The organism is Amycolatopsis umgeniensis, assembly GCF_014205155.1.
GTDB classification, from domain to species: Bacteria; Actinomycetota; Actinomycetes; order Mycobacteriales; family Pseudonocardiaceae; genus Amycolatopsis; species Amycolatopsis umgeniensis.
In genome coordinates this window covers 8,973,036-8,988,179 of record NZ_JACHMX010000001.1, presented here as the reverse complement: position 1 = coordinate 8,988,179, position 15,144 = coordinate 8,973,036, and the positions used below count along the sequence as shown (strand labels likewise).

The window sequence follows — 15,144 nt, the reverse complement described above, 5'->3', positions numbered from 1 at the left end:
CGTCGGTCAGCGGTCGACCGCCGCCCGCTGGGCGGTACCACCGGGCAAAGCGGCGAGCAGCGACTTCGTGTAGTCGTGCTTCGGGTCCAGCAGGACCTCCTCCACGGTACCGACCTCCACCAGCTCCCCGCGGTACATCACGGCGACACGGTCGGCGATGTTCCAGGCCAGCCCGAGGTCGTGGGTGATCACGAGTCCGGCGAGACCCAGCTCACGCCGCAGGCGCAGCAACAGCGCGAGGATCTCCCCTCGCACCGACGCGTCGAGCGACGCCACCGGCTCGTCGGCCACGACCACGCCGGGGTCCAGCGCGAGCGCGCCCGCGATGACCACCCGCTGCCGCTGCCCGCCGGACAGCTCGTGCGGGAGCCTGTCGAGGAACTTCTCCGCCGGCCGCAGTTCGGCCGCTTCGAGGGCCTTGGTGACGATCTCGTGTTCGTTCGCGCTCATCCCGTGGATGCGGGGGCCTTCGGCGACGGCCTCGTACACCGTGTGGTTCGGGTTCAGCGCGCTGGTCGGGTCCTGCAGGACCAGCTGGACCTGCCGCCGGTACGCCTTGAGCCCGGCACCGCCGAGCGGGACCGGTTTGCCGTCGTACCGCACCGCGCCGGAGTCGGGTTTCTGCAGTCCGAGCAGCGTCCTGGCCAGCGTGGTCTTTCCCGAGCCCGACTGGCCGACGAGCGCGACGATCTCGTCCTTCCGCACCTGGAGGCTCACCCCGGCGACGGCGTTGATCCGCTTCCCGGTGCGGTCACGGAAGCTGACGCGCAGGTCTTCGGCCTCCAGCAGCGCGGGCCGCTCACCGGAGCGTTCCGGTTCCGGTGGCAACGGTGTGCTGGTCGCGGGCGCGAACCGGGACACCGGATCGCCGACGGTCGGGAAGGCGGCCGCCAGCGCCTTGCTGTGCTCGTGGTGCGGCGAGCTCATCAACTCGGCGCTCGGCCGTTCCTCGACGATCTCACCGTCGTACATCACCGCGATCCGGCGGCAGGTCGCGGCGAGGACCGACAGGTCGTGGCTGATCATGATCAGCCCGATCCCCTGCTCGGCGACCAGCCTGCCGAGCAGGTCGAGCACCTGGGCCTGGACGACGACGTCGAGTGCGGTGGTCGGCTCGTCCGCGATGATCAAGCGCGGCGAGCAGGCCAGCGCCATCGCGATCATCACGCGCTGCTTCTGGCCGCCGGACAGTTCGTGCGGGTACGCCCCGGCGCGACCGGGTGGCAGATCGACCTGCTCGAGCAGTTCCGAAACCTTGGCCTTGACGGCGGCGTCCGACAACGCCTTGCCCTCGGGCGGGTGCAGTCGGATCGGCTCGGCGATCTGTTCCCCGATCTTGCGGACCGGGTTGAGCGCGTGCATCGCGCCTTGGAACACCACCGAGGCCTCGGCCCAGCGCACCGCGCGCAGCCTGCCCCATTTCATCGCCGTGATGTCTTCGCCGCCCAGCAGGATCTCGCCGCTGACCTTCGCCGAACGCGGGAGCAGCCGCAGCACGCTCATCGCGACGGTCGACTTCCCCGAACCCGACTCCCCCGCCACGCCGAGGGTGTCGCCGGGTTCGAGTACCAGGTCGACACCACGGACGGCGGCGACGTCGCCGCTGCCGGTGGTGTAGGTGACGCCGAGGTTCTTCAGTTCCAGCAAGGGGCTCATGAGTGCTGTCCCTTCAGGCGCGGGTTCAGCACGGTTTCCAGCGCGCGTCCGACGAGAGTGAAAGCGAGGACGATCACGACGATCGCGATCCCCGGCGGCAGCAGGTTCCACCAGGCACCCCGGGTGATGGCTCCGTTGTTCAGCGCGGTCTGCAGCATCGCGCCCCAGGAGATGGAGTTCGGGTCGCCGACCCCCAGGAAGGAAAGCGTGGCGTCGGCGATGACGGCGTTGCCGACGACGAGCGTGGTGTTGGCGAGTACGAGCGGCATGACACCGGGCAGCACGTGCTTGCCGATGAGGTGCAGGTGTCCCCCGCCGAGTGCCTTCGAGCGCTCGATGTACGGCCTGCTCTCGATGGTCAGGGTCTGCGCCCGGACCAGCCGCGCCGTGCTCGGCCAAGCGGTGACGCCGATGGCGACGATGACGGTCGCCGTGTTCCGGTCGAGGACCGCGGCCAGCACCACGGCCAGCACGAGCGACGGCAGCACCAGGAAGAAGTCCGTGAACCGCAGCAGCAGGCTCGAGATCCAACCGCCGAAATGCGCGGCCGCGATGCCGATGATCGTGCCGATCAGCACCGAGAGGAACGCGGCGGAGAACCCCACGAGCAGGGAGATCCTCGCGCCCCAGTACGTCATCAGGAGGACGGACCGGCCGTCGATGTCGGTGCCGAGCCAGAACTCCGCGCTCGGGGGCTGCAGCGGACGACCGGTGACCTTGGTGACGTCGAGCCCCGAATCGTCGGTCAGGACCGGGGCCAGGATCGCCAGCACGCTGATGACACCGAGGAAGATCAACCCGGTCAGCCCGGCCTTGTTGGTCGCGAACTCGCGCCAGTGCTTCGCCACCGCCGCCCGGCGACGGCGCCAGGCGATCGTGCCTGGTTTGTCCGTGGTGGTCATGCCGTCCGCACCCTCGGGTCGAGTACGCGGTAGAGCAGTTCCGCGAACAGGTTCATCACCACGACCGCACCGGCCAGGACCACGAATACTCCTTGCAGGAGAGGGAGATCCGGCCCCTGGAGCGACGTGTAGAGCAGCTGGCCGAGGCCGGGCCAGCTGAACACGGCCTCCACCGAGACCGCGCCGGACACCACCATGCCGAACTGGATGAAGATGAGCGTGACGGTCGGCAGGAGGGCGTTGGGCACCGCGTGCTTGCGCCGCACCAGCTCGTCCCGCAACCCTTTCGCCCGCGCGGTGGTGAGGTAGTCGGAGTTCATCTCCCCGATGAGCGACGACCGCATCACGAGCATGTACTGGGCGTAGAAGACCACGAGCAGCGTCAGACAGGGCAGCACCAGGTGGTGCAGGACGTCGAGGCCTTCGGAGAAGAATCCGGGCTCGACGTCCGGCGAGTGCATGCCTCGGCTGGGGAAGAGCCCGTTCGTCGCGACCAGCAGAATGAGTCCCAACCAGAACTGCGGGACCGACCACAGCGTGAGCGCGATCCCGGTCTGGGCCCGGTCGAAGGTGCTGTCACGCCGCCACGCTGCCCGGATGCCGAGCCACAGACCGAGCAGGATCGCGAGTACCGTCGCGCTGCCGACGAGCAGGATGGTCGGCCAGAGGCGTTCACCGATCAGGCCCGCGACAGGCTGCCGCAGGATGTAGGACTGGCCCATGTCGCCGGTCAGCAGACCGGTGATGTAGTCCCAGAACTGCACCAGCAGGGGCTTGTCCACGCCCATCTGCTCGCGCAGTTCCGCCATCATCTTCGCGTCGGTCGGCCGGTCGCGGACCATGGTCCGGACCGGGTCGCCGGGCAGCATCCGGAACAGGAAGAAGCCGAGGACGACCACCAGGACGAGGCTGGCCAGCGCTTCGCCGATCTTGGTGAGGACGAACCGGGTGGTACCGGTCCCGCCCCGGCGCTCGTCGGGATCGACGAGCGCCGAGGGCTGATCGAGGGAACTGAGTGCTTCGGTCAACGCTGTCCTTTACTCCCGGTCGTCGGCCGACTTGCCGCGCCGCCCGAGCAGCACGCCGCCGCCGACGAGCACCACGAGCACGACCGCGCCGATGCCGATCCACAATCCGGTATTGCTTCCGCCGTCCTCCGAGCCCGCCGCGGCGGCGTCGGCCGGGGTGGCGCCGTAGACGCCCCAGTAGCCGGACTGCTCGAGGATCGCGCCGTCGGGCTGTGGCTGCTTGGTGAACGAGGCGAACTTGTCCGAGCGGTAGGCCTCGAGCACGTTGTCGTAGTCCAGGACGACGTCGACGTACTCGCCGGCCAGCACGGCCTGCGCCTGCTTGACGATCTCGGCGCGCTTGGCCGGGTCGAACTCGGTCAGCTGCTTCTTGTACAGCTCTTCGTAGCGCGGGTCGCAGAAGAACGTCGCCGAGCTGCCGCCGTTGCCCTGGGCGTTCGGGCGGCCGGCACAGGTGTTCAGGCTGAGGGCGTAGTCCGGGTCGGGCGAGGTGCCGTAACCGGAGATCGCCAGGTCGTAGTTGCCCGCGGTGGTGCGGTCGTCCACCTCGTCGTCGGAGACGAGTTCCTGCTTGACGCCGATGCCGATGTCCTTGAGCCAGCCGCCGACGAACTGGGCGGTGCGCTGGTCGAACGGCCGGTTCGAGTGGCCGACGAGGCGGAACTCCAGCTTCGCGCCACCGGGGGCGACACGGATGCCGTCCGGCCCCTTGGCGTAACCCGCCTGGTCGAGCGTGGCGTTCGCGGCGGCGATGTCGAACTTGGTCTTCTCGGCGTCGGACGGGGTCCAGGTGTAGGACTTGTAGATCGCAGGCACGACACCGGTCCCGGGCTGGCCGTAGCCGTTCATCACCTTCTGGACGATGCTCTCGGTGTCGATGGCCTGCGCGATCGCCTTGCGGACGCGCAGGTCCTTCAGGATCGGGTTGCCGTCACCGATCGGCTGGTCGACCACGTTCTTGACGCCGAAGTTGATGATGAGTTCGTTGTACCGGCGGCCGGGGGCCTTGTTCGTGGTGATGTTCTTCTCGCTCTTGAGCGCGTCGAACTGCGTCGGCGTGAGCCGGTTGATGACGTCGACCTCGCCCTGCTTGAGCGCGTTCACAGCCGCCTCGGCGTCCTTGAACTGCAGCAGCTGCAGTTCGTCGACCTTGGGCGCGCCGCGCCAGTAGTCCTTGTTCGCCTTGAACTTCACGAACTCGTTCTTCTTGTACTCGGTCAGCAGGTACGGCCCGCTGCCGACGCCCACCACGGCCATCTCGTCGGTCGAGGGGGCGTTGAGGTCCTTGATCGGCTCCCAGATGTGCTTGGGCACGATCGGGACGTCGAGCGAGGTCATGCTCGACTGCGGCGCCTTGGTCTTGATGACGAGCGTCTTGTCGTCCGGCGCCGAAACCGAGGCGAAGTTGGAGACGTAGCTGCCGTTCGCGGTGCGGGCGTTCTCGTCGTCGAGCATCCGCTGGAACGTGTACGCGGGGTCCTGCGCGGTGACCGGCTTGCCGTCGGACCACTTCATCCCCTGACGGATGGTGAAGGTCCAGGTGAGCTTGTCGTCCGAGGTCTTCCAAGACTCGGCGACGCCGCCCGTGGGCTGGGTGTCCTCGGCCGAGGGCAGGGTCAGGAACTCGTAGTTGAACCGGCCGACCTGCGTCGCCGCCGACAACTGGGCGGTGAAGGGGTTCAGGTGGTCGATCCCGGTCGTGAGCGCCACCCGGAGAACCTTGCCCTGCTGCTGCGCCGCCGCGGCGGGCACGAAAGGCACCGTCGCGACCGCCGAAGCGGCGAGGACGGCGACCACGTGAAGACCACGCCGTCGCCTGGGAAAACGCTCTGTGCGCACGAAGACCACCCCATCGAAATTCGCTGTGTCCCAACCCCCGAGGCGGAAAAGTAACCACATATCGCGGTAACCGCGCAATGACTCGCCAATACCGATCGTGCACGGCGGATGCCTTCGCGTGGCCAACAGCTACTTTACGTTGAAGCAAAGTAGCGGTGAGTCACCATTTCGACGCGTGAAGCGGGACCACGTGCAGTGTCCTGGGTATTCAAGGGAAGCGTGCTTGCAAAAGGCTTGCGCGGGATGATGCTCAATCGATACGTGCGACGAAGTGCGAGCAAAGCGTCAGCCGACGGAGACCTCACGCCGTCGCGCGGTGGCGGCCGCCGCGTAGAGCCACGCGAACAACGCCCACATACCCGCGAAGATGAGTCCGACGACGGCGTACGCGACCGTCCACAGCACGGCGGGCGTCTCCGACTTCCGTTCCCGCTGCAGGAACTCGATCTCGGACATGAACACACGCGAGCCGGACGCCGCGTCGATCGACGGCGCGTTCGCGGCCGGGTCGGCGGGCGCGTAGATCGGGGCGAGCCCCATCATCCGGTTCGGGACGTGCACGCGGATCCCGGTCTTCCACTGCCCGAACACCGGCAGTGGCTGCACCGTGCGGTAGACACCGTCGCCGATCTTCTCGAGCGGCGCGGTGAAGAAGTCGCCGCCCTGCCAAGCGAAGCCGTTCAGCCAGACGGCGTCGTCCGCCAGCTCGGGCCGCGAGATCGTGACGGTCGCGTCGACCCACCGGGGCGTGCCGCCACCGTGCGGATTCGAGATCGGCTGCCCGACGGCGGCTTCGGTCAGCCGGACGTCGGCACTGAAGCCCCGTTCCGGATCCTGCGGGACGGCGACCGACGACATCAGGACGACCGCGCCCAGCGCGCCGACGAGCCCGATCGCGTGCCGGGGGCCCGCGGCGGGCACCCGGGTCGCCGTCTCCTCCACTCGCTGGTACTGCCAGACACCGATGAACGCGCCCGCGAGCGCCGCGCCTGTCCCGAACAGGACGAACAACGGCAGATGGGCGACAGGCCACGGGTTCGGCATGAGCCACTGGGTGAACGCCGCCTCGGCGAGCATCCCGGCGGTCCCCACGAGCAGACCCGCGACAGCGGCGAACGAGTAACCCTGACGGTTCCGCATCGCCAGCGCGACGACCTCGATGATCACCGCTTCGGCGATGTACGGCAGCAACGAGGCCACGTGCAGGTCCGCGAACAGCGGGATGACGGTGAAGGACGCACGAGAGGCGAGGAAGACCGCGACGACGATCAGCGCGCCGCCGGGCCCCCAGGACAGCCGTCCGTAGGTCAGCGTCCAGGCACCGATCAGGCCGACGAGCACCACCTGGGACAGCATCGGGAACTGCGGGACGCCGAGGTCGAACTCCATGAGGAACGCCGAAGCGCCCATCATCCAGGCACCGGCGAGCACCGGGCCGAGCAGGCGCACGATCGGCCCGGTCGCGCCCACCTGGCGCGCCTCGCCGAGCAGCAACTGCAGACCCAGCACGACGCAGACACCGCCGCCGATCATCAGGACGTGTGTCGGCCCCCATTCGGTGACGTCCTGGCCGAACAGCCGGTGCCAGACGTCGTCGAGCGGGAAGCCGGCGATGCCGACCAGACCGGTCGCCATCATCTGGATGGAACCCATCGGCGCCCGCCAGTGCGGGCCGATCTTGAACGTGCGCTGGGGCAGGTTCTTCGTCGCGAGGGTCGCGCTGAGCACGCCGCTGGCGAAGATGCCCATCAGTCCGAAGTAGATCGGGTAGTGCGACGGGTTCGCGAGCGGCCCCTCGTCGCGGCCGAGCTCCATGTGGATCGGCACGTCCCAGTAGACGCCGATCAGCGCCGACATCCCCGAGAGGAAGGCACCGAACATCGGCAGCGCGGCCCAGCGCGGCAGCCCGCTGAAGTCACCCATCCAGTCCGCGACGCGACCGACGACGGTCCGCTTCCCCGCGCGCTCGCGGAGGACGAAAACACCCAAGGGGAGGAAGACCGCGGTGAACATCAGGCCCGCGATGACGATCTGCCCGAATTGCGCACCGCCCGCAGGCGGGCTCTCCTGAGCCAAGAACACCGTTGTTCGCCTTCCTGCTAACCTGAGTAACTGTTACCTTTGGGTAACACGATAGGGGCAAGGTCCCGGCCAGGCAAGCCGGGGCGTACGACTTGGAGGAACCTCGATGCGGAGGATCAGCGGGATCACCGTGGCCGTGCTGCTGGCCGTGGCGGGCTGTTCGGGATCGACCGGTTCCGAACCGGCGCCGGACACCGGCACCCGGACCGTGAAGTTCTCGATCACCGAGGGCAAGCGCACGACAGGCCCGGAAGAGATCGCGGTGCGCACCGGCGAGAACATCGCACTGGAGGTCACCTCCGACCAGGCGGACGAGCTGCACGTCCACGGCTACGACAAGGCCGCCCAACTGGCTCCCGGGGTTCCCGGGAGCGTCGCCTTCACCGCGAACATCGACGGGATCTTCGAGGTGGAACTGCACAAGAGCGGCGCGGCGGTGACCAAGCTCCGGGTGAGCGGATGATCCTGGCGCACGGCCTCGGCGGCCGGTCCGATCTGCCGGTCCCGCTGTGGCTCGCGCTCTACGCGGGAGCTGCGGCCGTCGTGGTCTCCTTCTTCGCGCTCACCATGTTCTGGAAGGAACCCAAGCTCCGCGGCGCCGACGCCGGTCGCCCGCTTCCCCTTGCCCTGCAACGGTTCGTCGACAGCACGTTCACCGGGGTCGCGTTGCGCGTGGTCGGCGTGCTGGTGTTCGCGGGCTTCCTGGCGATGGCCTGGGCTGGCCCCGGCACTTCGGCCGACAACCCTGCGCCGGCGTGGTTCTACGTCTGGTTCTGGGTCGGCCTGGTGCCGCTCTCACTTCTGTTCGGCCCGGTCTGGCGGCGGCTGAATCCACTGAGGACGGTCGCGTCCCTGATCCCCGCGCGACATCGCGAACTCCCGGACCGGCTGGGCTATCTGCCCGCGATCGTCGGCCTCCTTGCGTTCCTTTGGCTGGAACTGGTCTTCCCGCATTCGGACTCGCCGCGCGCGATCGCCCTTTTCTGCGCCGTATATGCCGTTATACACATCGCGTTCGGCATGGTCTTCGGTCCGCGCTGGTTCGACCGCGGTGACGCTTTCGAGGTCTACGCACGTCTGATCGCGGCCCTTTCCCCCTTCGGCAGGCGCGGCGACGGGCGTCTCGTGGTCAGGAACCCGCTGGACGGGCTCCTGACCATCTCCCCCGCGCCGTGGCTGACCGCGCTGGTGCTGGTGGTGCTCGGCTCGACGGCTTTCGACGGCCTGACGCGGCTCCCGTTCTGGACTTCACTGGACGCCGGCGTTCTCGGCGGGACGGCCGGGCTCGCGACCTGCATCGCGCTCACCTACGGCGCCTATGCGGGTGCCATCAGCCTGACCAGGCCGTATCTCCGACGCGGTTTCGACCCGTATCCCGCTTTCGCGCCGTCGCTGATCCCGATCATGGTCGGTTACACCGTCGCGCATTACTTCTCGTTCGCCGTGTTCTCCGGCCAGCAGGGGTTCGGTCGCGCGATCGACTACACGGTTCTCTCGACCGGCGTGATCGCGCTGGTGCAGATCGCCGGAATCGTCGCGGGGCACGTGCTGGCCGTAACCTCGGCACATGATCGCTCCGTCGGGGTGCTGCGCGCGAACTACGTCAAGGTGGGCCAGTACCCCATGTTGGCGCTGATGATCGGCTACACCGCACTCGGGATCGCGCTGGTCTCCGGCTCATGACCATCGCGGCGCGGGTGATGATGATGCACCAGGGCGGCTGGGACGAGATCCTCATCTTCGTCGGCCCCGTGGTGATCATCGGGCTGCTCATCTACGTCGCGCGCAAACAGGTCCCGACGACGCCTGAAGAGGACGACGACTAGGCGCGCTCAAGTACGACAACGGGGACTTGCCTGCCGGAGGCCGCTTCGAACTCGGCGAATTTCGGGACGAGCGCCACCTCTTCCGCCCAGATCCGCTCGCGCTCCGCACCCTGCGCGAGCCGGGCCACGGCCGGCACTCGCTCCGTACCCACCTCGACCGTGACCCGCGGATTCGCCACGAGATTGTGGTACCAGACCGGATGCCGCGGACTGCCGCCGTGGGTTCCGAAGACGGCCCAACCATCGCCGACCGGCTGGTAGAACAACGGGCTGATCCGCTCGCGACCGGTCTTGGCCCCGATGTGGTGCACCAGGATCAGTGGCATGCCTTTGTCGTCGAAACCGGGAAACCGGGGCGGGACGGGGCGGCCCGCGGCGAACTCCTCTTCGCTGCTCCAAGGAACGTAGCCGTCGTTCGCCCGGAACTCGGCGATGATCCGGTCATTCCAGCTGACCTCTTGAACGGTGGTCGTGGACGGTTCGGTCATGACATCCCCTTCACTATCCGGAGCACTTGCTCCTCAAAATAACACAGAGCGGAGCATGCGCTCCGCACAAGAGGTAGGGTCGGCACATGGCAGTGGCCGAACCCGAAAGCACCCGACGCCGCCGCGCACCGCGCGCGGACGCGATCCGCAACCAGGAAGCGATCGTCGAGGCCGCCACCAAGGTGCTGGCCGAACAGGGCACCGCGGTGGACGTGCGGGAGATCGCCCGCCTCAGCGGGGTCGGCATGGGCACCCTCTACCGGCACTTCCCGAAGAAGGAAGATCTCGTCAAGACAGTCCTGCGCCAGGACTTCACGAAGTGGGCGGAATCCGCACGCCTGGCCGCGATCGACGCCGAGGACCCCTGGGCGGCGCTGACCGATTTCTTCTGGCAGGCACTGACCGGTTACGCACGCCACCGCGCGATCGTCGAGAACTTCGCGCTGACCTGGTCAGACCCCGATCTGGAGGGCATCCAGCAGCTTCGCCTCGTCATAGAGCGGCTGTGTGACGGTGCCAAGGGTGTCCTGCGCCCCGGCGTGACCACCGACGACCTGCTGCTCCTGCTGGTCTCCCTGGGCCATGCGGTCCAGGTCACCGACGACTGCCGTCCTCAGATGTGGCACCGGCTGCTGCACATCTCCCTCGACGGCCTGCGCGCCGACCACCGCGAGCCACTCCCCGCTCGTCATTCGACCGGGACGTGGTCACCGCGCAGCAGGACGCCCTCTTCAGGTTGTCGAGAAACTCGATGATGTCGCGTTCGATCTCCTCCGCGAATTCGCGCACACGGGATCCAGCGCCTCGGACGTCATGACCCGGCCGTCTCACCGAGAAGCAGTTTCCCGGCGAACGCGGTGACCTCGTCGCGCGTACGGCCGCCGTGGTCCGCGGCCATGAAATGCTTGCCGATCAGGAGCGAGAACGCGAGCAGGCAACGGGCTTCGACCTCGTCTTCGTCGGCGAAGATCTCGCGCATGAGGGAGCGCAGGTAGTCCATCCGCTGGTTGTCGACCCGGCGGAGCCGTTCGGCCACCACCTGATCGCGCCGGGCCCAGTCGCGGATCGCGAGGTCGATCGGCAGCAGGCGGTCCGTGACGAGCATCCCCGCACGCCGGATCTTCGCCCTGGCGTCGCCGCCTTCACGCTCGACGCTCTCGAACAGCAGCTCGGTACTCCTCCGTTCCCAGGTGACGAGCATTTCCTCGAGCAGCGCGCCTCTGTCGGCGAAATGACCGTAGAAACCGCCTTTGGTGACCCTCAGCGTTTTCGCGAGCGCCTCGACGCGCACCGACTCGGGGCCTCCGGCGGCGAGAGCGAGCAGCCCGGCGTCGATCCAGGCGCTCGGCGGGGTCCGGGTTTCAGCGACCATGTGATCACCGTATCCCCCGTCACCCCGGCACCAGGACGACGATATATACGCTACCGTATAGATGGCGGAGTTCACCGGGAGGAAACAACGACATGACTGTCGGATTCGTGGCCACGCACTACCCGCACACCGACCATCACGACACCTTCGTCGCGCGCGTCCAGCGCGTCGCCGAGGCCTTGCGCTCCACTCCGGGCTGCCTCGCCGCCGAATGCTGGGTCACCGCCGCCGGCGACGCCGTGGTGTCGATCGTGCGCTGGGAATCCGAGGCGGCACAGGCGGCTTCGATGCGAGCATTGGGATCCGCGGACGTGGATGTCGCCTTCGACGACCGCGAAGTCCGCCCGCGCGAGATCGTCCAGCTGGTATCGGTATGAAACTCGCGAACACGGCCCACACGACGCGGTCTTGGCGGATCCACGAGGTCGCCGGGGACTTCGACCTCGAAGACGTCTGGGCGCTGGAAACGCCCGGCGGGCCGGACGACTTCGCCAAGCTGGTGAAGCAGTTCTCTTCGGGCGACTTCCCGGACGGGGCACCGCTGATCGTCCGCGCACTCTGGTCGCTGCGCTGGAAACTCGGCGCACTGCTCAGGCTGGACGGTCGCGACTCCGGTCTCGACACCCGGGTCGGCTCGCTGCGGGATCGGCTGCCCGAAGACCTGCGCGACACACTGACGGGACCGGACGAGGACTGGCTGCCGTTCACGCCGCTGTACCGGCTCGACGACGAATTCGCCGCCGAGATGGCGAACCGGACCATGCACGGCGTCCTGCATCTCGCGTGGATCGAGGACGGGCCCGGCCGGTATCGCGGTCAGATGGCGGTGCTGGTCAAACCCAACGGACGGTTCGGCCGGGCGTACATGGGGTTCATCAAGCCGTTCCGGTACCTGTTCGTCTACCCCGCGCTCCTGCGGATGATCGAACGGGAGTGGCGAGGGCGGCTTTAGCGGATCGGTATTTGCATACCCACCTGGAGCGGCCCACGTTGATGAAGGAATTGGGACAGTCAACGTCCCGATTCCTTCATCGTCGACGTCGTGGCTGCGCGACCGTCGCTCTCGTGCAGGTAAGGCGTAGGGAGGTAGATACGGGTCCGTTCCAACCGTCCTCACCACTCACGAGGAGCGAACACGCCGGCTGCTCCGCACCAGCGTCATGTCCTTCTCCCGCACCGGTTCCCGACAGTGCGCGCACACCGTCTCCGGCGCGAGTTCCTCGCCGCACGAGTGACGCCAGACCGTCGGCGGCGGCCCTTCCGTGACGTACTCATCGCCCCAGGCCATGAGGTTCAGCAGCACATGGTTCAGGGCGTGCCCGGCCTCGGTGAGCACGTACTCGTACCGCGGCGGATGCTCCTCGTACAGCCGTTTCTCGAGGATTCCCGTCTCGACGAGCTTGCGCAGCCGCGCGGTCAGGATGTCCCGGCTCGCGCCGGTGTTGCGGACGATCTGGTCGAACCGTCGCGCCCCGAAGAACACCTCGCGCAGCGCGAGCAGGCTCCAGCGCTCCCCGATCACCTCCATCGCGTTGGCGATCGAGCAGTCCCTCGGCCCTTCGGTCATGCCGACCAGCGTAAACCCAGTGGGTCTTGATTTCCAACCCACCCGATGCCACAGTGAGTTGGAGAAACCAACTCACCCCTGGAGGCAGCCGTGCACGACGCGGTCATCGTCGACGCCGTCCGTACCCCGATCGGCAAGGGCAAACCCGGCGGCACCCTGCAAGAGGTCCATCCGGTCCAGTTGCTCGCCCACACCTTGCGAGCGCTCGTCGAGCGCAACGGGATCGACCCGGAGCTGATCGACGACGTCATCGGCGGCGCGGTCGACCAGGTCGGCGAACAGGCCCAGAACGTCACGCGGTGGGCGGCGCTCGCGGCCGGGCTGCCGGAAAGCGTGCCCGCGACCACCGTCGACCGGCAGTGCGGGAGCAGTCAGCAGGCCGTGCACTTCGCCGCGCAAGGCGTGATGGCCGGGGCGTACGACATCGTCATCGCCTGTGGTGTCGAGTCCATGAGCCGCGTCCCGATGTGGTCGAACGTGCTGCCGGGCACCGACCCCCTCGGCCCCGGCGTCGCCGCGCGCTATCCGGAAGGTCTGGTGCCGCAAGGGATCAGCGCCGAACTCATCGCCGCGAAGTGGTCGCTCAGCCGCGAGGCGATGGACGAGTTCGCCGTGTCGTCACACCGGAAGGCGGCGCGAGCGCACGAACTCGGGCGGTTCGCGAGCCAGATCGTGCCGATCGAAACCCCGTCGGGCCGGGTCTCCGCCGACGAGTCCGTCCGGCCCGGCACCGACCTCGAAACGCTCGCCAAGTTGCGTCCGGCGTTCCAGGATCCGGCCGTGGCCACGCGATTCCCGCAGATCGACTGGTCCGTCACAGCGGGTAACAGCAGCCCGATCAACGACGGCGCCTCCGCCGTGCTCATCACCTCGAGCGAGACCGCCGCCCGGCTGGGCCTGCGGCCCCGCGCCCGCCTGCACAGTTTCGCCGTCACCGGCTCCGACCCGCTGCTCATGCTCACCGGCGTCATCCCGGCCACGGAGAAGGTGCTGCGGCGCGCGGGTTTGAGCTTGGCGGACATCGGCCTGTTCGAGATCAACGAGGCTTTCGCCAGTGTCGTCCTGGCGTGGCAACAGGAGACCGGGGCCGATCCGGCGAAGGTCAACGTCCACGGCGGCGCGATCGCGCTGGGCCATCCGCTCGGCGCGAGCGGGACCCGGCTGATGGGCACGCTGGTCAACGCGCTGCACCACCACGGCGTCCGGTACGGCCTGCAGGCGATGTGCGAAGGCGGCGGCCAGGCCAACGCGACCATCCTGGAGGCGTTGTGACCGACCGGCTCCCCAAGAAACTGGCGGGGCATCCATCGGTGCAGGCGGTGCTCGCCAGACCTCGCGAGAAGCCGTCTCCGGTGATCGACGCCGCATGGCTCAAGGAGATCTGCCTCGCCGCGGGCGCCGACGACGCGGCAGCCGTCTCGCTCGCCCACCCGGATCTGGCAGGCGAACGCGAGCACGTCCTGCGCGCGCTGCCCGGCACCAAGACCCTCGTCTCGCTCGTGGTGCGGATGAACCGGGACGACGTCCGCTCCCCTGCCCGCAGCGTGGCCAATCAGGAGTTCCATCGCGGCGGCGAGATCATCAACGAAGCCGGGCACACGATCGTCCGTGAGCTGCAGGACGCCGGATACCGCGCGATCAACCCGTCGGCGACCTTTCCGATGGAGATGGAGAACTACCCCGGCCGGATCTGGGTGGTCGCGCACAAGACCGTCGCCGTCGCGGCCGGGCTCGGCGCCATGGGGCTGCACCGCAACGTGATCCACCCGAAGTTCGGCAACTTCGTGCTCTTGGCGACGTTGCTGGTCGACGCGGAGGTGTCCGCCCTCGGCGAACCCCTCGACTACAACCCCTGCCTGGAGTGCAAGTTGTGCGTCGCGGCCTGTCCGATCGGGGCGATCTCGAAGACCGGCGAGTTCGACTTCCTCGCCTGCTCGACGCACAACTATCGCGAGTTCATGAGCGGCTTCACCGACTGGGCCCAGACCGTGGCCGACAGCGAGGACGCCGCCGACTTCCGGTCGAGGGTGACCGACTCGGAGAACGTGTCGATGTGGCAGAGCCTCGCGTTCAAGCCGAACTACAAGGCCGCGTACTGCATGGCCGTCTGCCCGGCGGGCGAAGACGTACTCGGGCCCTACCTCGAAGACCGCCGCGGTTTCCTCGGCACAGTGGTGAAACCGTTGCAGGACAAGGTGGAGACCCTGTACGTACGGCCGGACTCAGCGGCGAAGGCCCACGCCGAACGCCGGTTCCCGCACAAGCCGGTGAAGGAGGTCGACGGCGGCTACCCGAGACGGTGAGGCTGCCCCCACCCCGCGCACGGGGGCCTGTCCCATGTCCGGTGCCGCGATGTCTCCCTAATCTTGCGGCAAGGAACTGGG

Annotated in this window: 16 protein-coding genes; 8 read left to right on the top strand and 8 right to left on the bottom strand. The window is 68.0% G+C overall.

Annotated features, from left to right (window positions below; genetic code table 11):
• Positions 1-6: 6 nt before the first annotated feature.
• The 5 genes from nikE to HDA45_RS40965 form a co-directional block, all read right to left on the bottom strand.
• Positions 7-1,656: a nickel ABC transporter ATP-binding protein NikE gene (gene nikE, locus HDA45_RS40985; protein WP_184904791.1), complete on the bottom strand. Its 1,650-nt coding sequence runs from the start codon at positions 1,654-1,656 to the stop codon at positions 7-9.
• The gene (locus HDA45_RS40980; RefSeq protein WP_184904789.1) at positions 1,653-2,558 is read right to left on the bottom strand and encodes an ABC transporter permease; all 906 of its coding nucleotides are present in this window, start codon (positions 2,556-2,558) and stop codon (positions 1,653-1,655) included. The genes nikE and HDA45_RS40980 overlap by 4 nt, the downstream gene beginning before the upstream one ends.
• Positions 2,555-3,586 (bottom strand): ABC transporter permease, encoded by a 1,032-nt coding sequence (locus HDA45_RS40975; protein ID WP_184904787.1) that lies wholly within the window; start codon positions 3,584-3,586, stop codon positions 2,555-2,557. Before HDA45_RS40975 ends, HDA45_RS40980 begins: the two co-directional genes overlap by 4 nt.
• A gap of 9 nt (positions 3,587-3,595) precedes the next feature.
• Positions 3,596-5,383: an ABC transporter substrate-binding protein gene (locus HDA45_RS40970; protein WP_184906544.1), complete on the bottom strand. Its 1,788-nt coding sequence runs from the start codon at positions 5,381-5,383 to the stop codon at positions 3,596-3,598.
• 327 nt (positions 5,384-5,710) lie between these two features.
• Positions 5,711-7,507 carry a hypothetical protein gene (locus HDA45_RS40965; RefSeq protein ID WP_184904785.1) on the bottom strand — a complete coding sequence of 599 codons (1,797 nt, stop codon included), beginning with the start codon at positions 7,505-7,507 and terminating at the stop codon, positions 5,711-5,713.
• A gap of 106 nt (positions 7,508-7,613) precedes the next feature.
• On the opposite strand from HDA45_RS40965, the gene HDA45_RS40960 reads away from it, so the two are divergent.
• From HDA45_RS40960 to HDA45_RS40950, 3 genes are read left to right on the top strand one after another with little or no spacing between them, the layout of a single operon-like run.
• A complete protein-coding gene (locus HDA45_RS40960) occupies positions 7,614-7,970 on the top strand; it encodes a cupredoxin domain-containing protein (RefSeq protein ID WP_184904783.1) in 357 nt (118 codons plus the stop codon).
• Positions 7,967-9,190 carry a hypothetical protein gene (locus HDA45_RS40955; protein ID WP_184904781.1) on the top strand — a complete coding sequence of 408 codons (1,224 nt, stop codon included), beginning with the start codon at positions 7,967-7,969 and terminating at the stop codon, positions 9,188-9,190. Before HDA45_RS40960 ends, HDA45_RS40955 begins: the two co-directional genes overlap by 4 nt.
• Positions 9,187-9,333, top strand: a complete 147-nt coding sequence (locus HDA45_RS40950) for a hypothetical protein (protein WP_020635224.1) — start codon at positions 9,187-9,189, stop codon at positions 9,331-9,333. Before HDA45_RS40955 ends, HDA45_RS40950 begins: the two co-directional genes overlap by 4 nt.
• Here the strand turns inward: HDA45_RS40950 and HDA45_RS40945 are convergent.
• Positions 9,330-9,821, bottom strand: a complete 492-nt coding sequence (locus HDA45_RS40945; RefSeq protein WP_184904779.1) for a nitroreductase/quinone reductase family protein — start codon at positions 9,819-9,821, stop codon at positions 9,330-9,332. The two genes, HDA45_RS40950 and HDA45_RS40945, sit on opposite strands and share 4 nt — an antisense overlap.
• A gap of 86 nt (positions 9,822-9,907) precedes the next feature.
• Here HDA45_RS40945 and HDA45_RS40940 point away from each other — a divergent pair, with 86 nt between their 5' ends.
• On the top strand, positions 9,908-10,576 hold the full coding sequence (locus HDA45_RS40940; RefSeq protein WP_184904777.1) for a TetR/AcrR family transcriptional regulator: 669 nt from the start codon (positions 9,908-9,910) through the stop codon (positions 10,574-10,576).
• A 56-nt stretch (positions 10,577-10,632) separates the two neighbouring features.
• On the opposite strand, the gene HDA45_RS40935 is transcribed toward HDA45_RS40940, so the two are convergent.
• Positions 10,633-11,193 carry a TetR/AcrR family transcriptional regulator gene (locus tag HDA45_RS40935; protein WP_184904775.1) on the bottom strand — a complete coding sequence of 187 codons (561 nt, stop codon included), beginning with the start codon at positions 11,191-11,193 and terminating at the stop codon, positions 10,633-10,635.
• A gap of 92 nt (positions 11,194-11,285) precedes the next feature.
• On the opposite strand from HDA45_RS40935, the gene HDA45_RS40930 reads away from it, so the two are divergent.
• Positions 11,286-11,570, top strand: a complete 285-nt coding sequence (locus HDA45_RS40930) for an antibiotic biosynthesis monooxygenase (protein WP_184904773.1) — start codon at positions 11,286-11,288, stop codon at positions 11,568-11,570.
• Positions 11,567-12,145 carry a DUF2867 domain-containing protein gene (locus HDA45_RS40925; protein WP_184904771.1) on the top strand — a complete coding sequence of 193 codons (579 nt, stop codon included), beginning with the start codon at positions 11,567-11,569 and terminating at the stop codon, positions 12,143-12,145. Before HDA45_RS40930 ends, HDA45_RS40925 begins: the two co-directional genes overlap by 4 nt.
• Positions 12,146-12,313: 168 nt before the next feature.
• Here HDA45_RS40925 and HDA45_RS40920 read toward each other — a convergent pair whose 3' ends face one another.
• Positions 12,314-12,760 carry a winged helix-turn-helix transcriptional regulator gene (locus HDA45_RS40920; protein ID WP_184904770.1) on the bottom strand — a complete coding sequence of 149 codons (447 nt, stop codon included), beginning with the start codon at positions 12,758-12,760 and terminating at the stop codon, positions 12,314-12,316.
• Positions 12,761-12,850: 90 nt separating this feature from the next.
• On the opposite strand from HDA45_RS40920, the gene HDA45_RS40915 reads away from it, so the two are divergent.
• On the top strand, positions 12,851-14,032 hold the full coding sequence (locus HDA45_RS40915) for an acetyl-CoA C-acyltransferase (RefSeq protein ID WP_184904768.1): 1,182 nt from the start codon (positions 12,851-12,853) through the stop codon (positions 14,030-14,032).
• Entirely contained in the window at positions 14,029-15,063 is a 1,035-nt protein-coding gene (locus tag HDA45_RS40910; protein WP_184904766.1) for a (4Fe-4S)-binding protein, read from the top strand. The genes HDA45_RS40915 and HDA45_RS40910 overlap by 4 nt, the downstream gene beginning before the upstream one ends.
• Positions 15,064-15,144 lie beyond the last annotated feature (81 nt).